The organism is Tunicatimonas sp., from assembly GCF_049647865.1.
Lineage (GTDB): Bacteria > Bacteroidota > Bacteroidia > Cytophagales > Cyclobacteriaceae > Tunicatimonas.
In genome coordinates this window covers 1-4173 of the sequence record NZ_JBARYM010000244.1, presented here as the reverse complement: position 1 = coordinate 4173, position 4173 = coordinate 1, and the positions used below count along the sequence as shown (strand labels likewise).

Here is a 4173-nt window from a genome sequence, read left to right as displayed (position 1 = left end):
GCAATTTACTGATGGCTACAACGACCAGGTTTATGCTTTCCTGCGGTTTACTAATAACCAGCAATTATTAATTGTATCCAACTTCGATGCTAGCAATACGCAATCTTTTAATTTAAAAATTCCAGTTACCGCCATCCAGTCGATGGGCCTATCGGAGGAAGTAACTTACCAGCTACAGGATACTTTCCAAACGGGAAACACCGCTACAATGAATACCCGTGAAGCAATTAGCAGCGAGGGCGATACCGGTATTTCAATGAGCTTACCGCCCTTAGCTTCCTATGTGTTCACCATACAATCTGACAAATAAATAATGGATACTGATTCTATTTGGACTGAGAAGAACTCTCAGGACTTTATACAATACGGTAACGATTTTGTTCCCTACCGTGACGAACAGCAACGCATTATTGGCGAGCTGATTGCTCCGTTGCCACCCTTAGCTAACGTAGTTGACTTGGGTTGCGGAGCTGGTCTGCTAAGCTATCAGTTGTTGAAACAATATTCCGAAGCAACGGTATACGCTTACGATGGTTCGCCCACTATGCTCGCTCAAGCCACTCAACAAGCGGGCCCTTACCAAGATCGCTTTCGCACGCAACAGTTTGATTTAGCGGCTACCGACTGGCGGCAGTTCTCGTTTCCGGTGCACGCCGTAGTTTCGTCGCTACTAATTCATCATTTGAATGATGCTGGAAAGCAGCAACTGTTTCAAGACCTTTACCAAGCTTTAGCTTCCGGGGGTGCGTTGTTCGTGGCCGATATTATTCGCCCTACTACAACTGCCGGATTTGAGATTGCAGCTCAGCAATGGGATGCTTACGTTGAGCAACAGCAGCACCCAAATGCGTACCAAACGTTCACCACAGACCACTGGAATTACTTTGCTTACCCCAATGAAGACCCGATAGATCAGCCTTCTACCCTACTCGATCAACTCAACTGGCTGAAAGAAGCCGGATTTCAGTCTGTAGATGCTTACTGGATGTTCGCCGGACACGCAATTTTCGGGGGAAAGAAGAAGTAGCTACCACTTAACTCAAACTACTATGTTCCATCGTCTCTACCAGTATAACTACGACACCAACGAAAAACTCATTCGTTACCTGAATGAGAATTTGGTAGACCATGAGCAGATCATTTCCTGGATGAGTCACTTGTTGAATGCTCACTTTACTTGGTTATCCCGGCTCAAGGGAGAAGCATCGCCTTATGCAGTGTGGCAGGAGCATGACTACTCGCAGTGGTTAGCGATCAACCAACAAGCCTGGACAGCAACGCAGCAATTTTTAAGCGATACTAGCGATCTAACTCAATCTATTACCTATCAGAATAGCAAAGGAACTTCGTTTCACAACCGAATGGACGACATACTTTGGCATGTGCTAAATCATTCAACCCACCATCGGGGGCAAATTAGTACCGTTATTCGTCAGCAAGGATTAATCCCTCAACCAATGGATTATATTTTTTATACCAGAGAAGAGTTAAAAATGTGAGATGTGAAAATTGAAAATTAAGAAACATATCAGCAATCAGCAATCGAACCATGAAAATATTATTCTCCGAGCATCAGACCGACTATACTTCTTACACTTTTTCTTATGCGGTTTACTGCGTGAAAGAAAGCCAAGAAGAGTTACCAGAAATTTACGCGCGCGGCTTTTTACCGTACACGGGTGATACTGACTGGAAAGATGACGTATTCTATCTAGCCCGCAGCCTACGGGTCAATTTGACCGAATTTAAAACTTTGTCGGAGAACCGGCGGGTAGATCGTAAAATGGAACCGTTGCAAGCTGGTATGCTAGTACAAGCAAAATCAGAATTTGATACTAGTGACCCAGACTTTGTGGCTTTTTGTACTGATTACGCTGAAGAACGCTTCGCGGGGGGCGACATGGATTCCGAACGGTTACAATACGTACTTAGCCGCGACCTTATCAGTCATATTTTTACTTTCCGCAATACCGAACAGATGCTGGGTTACGTATTCGCTATCATAGAAGGAAACACCTTGCACTACTGGTTTTCGTTTTACGATACTGAGTATATGCGTTCCCATTCGCTGGGTAAATGGATGATGTGGAAAGTGATTGAATGGGCGCAGGAGCAAGGCTTGGACTACGTGTACATCGGTACCTGCTACCGCGAAAAATCATTGTACAAAGTGCGCGACCACAAAGGTGCTGAATTTTTTGATGGCATCCGGTGGAATACTGACGCTAATCTTTTAAAAGAGCTATGTCGGTCTGATGAGCAAAATAAACCGGTGGATATGCTTAAATCGGAACGAAAGTATCAGATTGGGAATACCTATTTTTCGCAGAAAAGCGATTCAAACCCCCAATAGGCGCGTGATTAAATTTCCCTTTACGGGCTTCGCGTGGAACCCAGCTAAATTGATAATGCTTACTACATCGCGGGGCTGAAGGGCTTCGTACCCCTGTACCACCAGCAAATGATCTTCGGCATTTATATCAATTGACCAAGTAATAACATCTTTCACGTTATCCAGGTAAGACGCAATACGGTCTACGCAGTTCATCTCCTGGATGTTGGTTTTAAACTTTAATGTCCTCATACCAATAAGCGAGAATTAAGTGACAATCCTATCAATTTATTCTGTACAAAGAAAGTTCCTAAGTTGAATTAAGTAAAAAACACTAGTGTAACGTTTGGTTTGTTGCACTAAAAAAAGAATTCATTTACTTACCCACTACTTCCATGAATATTCTGCATTTGAAAATTAATATTATAAAATTTCATAGAATAATACAATTAGGTGGTCTCTTTCCTTCTACTATCTTTGCATTATGAAATGGTTGATCCGCTGGGCAATTCGCTATGTACCGCGTAAGTATTTACAGCTAATTAGCCAGCCGTTGCTTCGTCTAATAGCTTTTTTTTACCGGGGTGATCGCTTATTCTGCCCGGTAGATGAGCGAGGTTATCGCAAATTTCTACCATACGGACGCATCGAAACCCGCTCGAACGCGCTCTGTCCCGGCTCGCTAACCCTGGAACGGCACCGCCTACTTTGGCTCTACTTGCAAGACAAAACTAATTTCTTTACGAAGCCTCAAAAACTGCTGCACGTAGCTCCCGAAATCTGCTTTATTCCCAAGTTTTCTGCGATGCAATCGTTAGATTACACTACGGCTGATCTGGACTCGCCCTGGGCAGATATCAAAATGGACTTGCACAATATTCCTTTTGGCGATAATACGTTTGACGTAGTGCTGTGCAACCATGTGATGGAACACGTAACTGATGACATTCGCTGTGCAAGTGAGATTTGCCGAGTGCTGAAGCCCAGTGGTTGGGCCATTATTCAGTCACCCACCTACGATATTCCCGTTACGCAAGAAGATCCTGCTGTGACTGACCCTAAAGATCGAGAACGCCTCTACGGACAGGATGACCACGTGCGCCGCTACGGTCACGACTACGGCGACCGATTGAGACAAGCCGGACTGGATGTAACCGAAGATGATTACGTGAAGCACTTCACCCCCGAACAAATTCAGCGATACGCGCTGATGGATAGTGAGATTGTTTATTTTTGCCTAAAACCAGAAGCAATGAGCAATGTGCAATGAAAAATGTGCAATTGATAAAAAGATGCGCGAAATTCAACCTGTTGTACGATTGATCAAGAACTGTCGACTGTGGACTATTGACTGATGACTGATATATGAAAGTACTTATTCTGGCCGGGGGATTTGGCACCCGCCTCAGTGAAGAAACCCATCTGATTCCTAAACCGATGGTGGAGATCGGGGGGCGGCCCATTCTGTGGCATGTTATGAAAATTTACTCCAGCTTTGGCTTCAACGATTTTGTTATTTTGCTTGGCTACAAAGGCTACGTAATTAAGGAGTACTTTGCCAATTACTTCCTTCATCAAAATGATGTGACTATTGATATTGCCCAAAACAGTATTGAATCGCACAGCCAACACGATGCCGAACCTTGGAAAGTAACCCTGATTAATACCGGACTTAATACTATGACCGGCGGGAGGCTTAAGCGAGCCAAACCCTACCTGAATAACGAACCTTTTATGTTCACCTACGGCGATGGAGTATCGGATGTCAATATCAAAGAATTAGTAAACTTCCATCAAAACCACGGTAAGCTGGTAACTATGACTGCCGTACAGCCCGAAGG

General features: G+C 44.2%; 7 protein-coding genes. 6 read left to right on the top strand and 1 reads right to left on the bottom strand.

The features are described from left to right. The 4 genes from WBA23_RS07525 to WBA23_RS07510 form a co-directional block, all read left to right on the top strand. On the top strand, window positions 1–310 hold a 310-nt coding region (locus WBA23_RS07525), incomplete at its 5' end, for an alpha amylase C-terminal domain-containing protein (protein WP_424581660.1). A gap of 3 nt (window positions 311–313) precedes the next feature. After that, window positions 314–1027, top strand: a complete 714-nt coding sequence (locus WBA23_RS07520; protein ID WP_424581659.1) for a class I SAM-dependent methyltransferase — start codon at window positions 314–316, stop codon at window positions 1025–1027. 22 nt (window positions 1028–1049) lie between these two features. Next, entirely contained in the window at window positions 1050–1499 is a 450-nt protein-coding gene (locus WBA23_RS07515; protein WP_424581658.1) for a DinB family protein, read from the top strand. 50 nt (window positions 1500–1549) lie between these two features. Next, a complete protein-coding gene (locus WBA23_RS07510) occupies window positions 1550–2353 on the top strand; it encodes a GNAT family N-acetyltransferase (RefSeq protein ID WP_424581657.1) in 804 nt (267 codons plus the stop codon). On the opposite strand, the gene WBA23_RS07505 is transcribed toward WBA23_RS07510, so the two are convergent. Next, window positions 2339–2584, bottom strand: a complete 246-nt coding sequence (locus WBA23_RS07505) for a hypothetical protein (RefSeq protein WP_424581656.1) — start codon at window positions 2582–2584, stop codon at window positions 2339–2341. The two genes, WBA23_RS07510 and WBA23_RS07505, sit on opposite strands and share 15 nt — an antisense overlap. Window positions 2585–2816: 232 nt before the next feature. Between WBA23_RS07505 and WBA23_RS07500 the strand changes: the two genes are divergently transcribed. Next, a complete protein-coding gene (locus tag WBA23_RS07500; RefSeq protein WP_424581655.1) occupies window positions 2817–3602 on the top strand; it encodes a class I SAM-dependent methyltransferase in 786 nt (261 codons plus the stop codon). A 95-nt stretch (window positions 3603–3697) separates the two neighbouring features. Next, on the top strand, window positions 3698–4173 hold a 476-nt coding region (locus WBA23_RS07495; protein ID WP_424581654.1), incomplete at its 3' end, for a sugar phosphate nucleotidyltransferase.

Bases quoted from the DNA above. Each gene is read 5' to 3' on its own strand.
- WBA23_RS07515 (WP_424581658.1), top strand. From the start codon at position 1,050: ATGTTCCATCGTCTCTACCAGTATAACTACGACACCAACGAAAAACTC.
- WBA23_RS07520 (WP_424581659.1), top strand. From the start codon at position 314: ATGGATACTGATTCTATTTGGACTGAGAAGAACTCTCAGGACTTTATA.
- WBA23_RS07510 (WP_424581657.1), top strand. From the start codon at position 1,550: ATGAAAATATTATTCTCCGAGCATCAGACCGACTATACTTCTTACACT.
- WBA23_RS07500 (WP_424581655.1), top strand. From the start codon at position 2,817: ATGAAATGGTTGATCCGCTGGGCAATTCGCTATGTACCGCGTAAGTAT.
- WBA23_RS07505 (WP_424581656.1), bottom strand. From the start codon at position 2,584: ATGAGGACATTAAAGTTTAAAACCAACATCCAGGAGATGAACTGCGTA.